This is a genomic window from Mesorhizobium sp. M7A.F.Ca.US.006.01.1.1 (assembly GCF_003997935.1).
Taxonomy (GTDB): domain Bacteria; phylum Pseudomonadota; class Alphaproteobacteria; order Rhizobiales; family Rhizobiaceae; genus Mesorhizobium.
In genome coordinates this window covers 1-578 of sequence record NZ_RZQL01000531.1, presented here as the reverse complement: position 1 = coordinate 578, position 578 = coordinate 1, and the positions used below count along the sequence as shown (strand labels likewise).

Below are 578 nucleotides of genomic sequence, written 5' to 3'. Positions count from 1 at the left end.
CCGGAAAAGGCCCCACCGCCATTGCCGCCGCCGCCACCCACCGATTGCGCGAAGATACCGGCCGAATTGACCGAACCGGCACCATCTTTGCCGGTCTCGATATCGCCGGCATTGGTCACCGTCACCCGCGCGCCGTTGCCGCCGGCACCACCGGAACCGCCGGCCGAGAACAGGCCGCCGGAAGTGCCGCCATTGCCGCCGCCACCGCCAACCGACTGCGCGAAGATGCCGGCTGATTGCTTGCCGTCGGTGTCGATCGAGCCGGCCGCAGTGTTTGTCACCTCGACAATGCCGCCATTGGTGGTCGAGGCGCCATTGCCGCCGAGCGACACCAGCCCCCCCGAATTGCCGCCATTGCCGCCGCCGCCTCCGATCGACTGCGCCAGGATGCCGTTCGATTCCTGGCCATGCGTGATGATCGCGCCCGAATTGGTGACGCCGACGGTCACGACATTGGCAGGACCGCCATTACCGCCGAGACTACCGCTGCCGCCCGAGGCGAACAGGCCGAAGTTCGAACCGCCGTCCCCGCCGCCACCGCCGATGGTCTGGGCAAGGATGCCTTGCGAATTGTTGCC

General features: G+C 67.8%; 1 pseudogene. It reads right to left on the bottom strand.

The features are described 5' to 3' along the window. A pseudogene (locus tag EN943_RS37905) lies at positions 1–578 on the bottom strand (hypothetical protein); the annotation flags it as partial.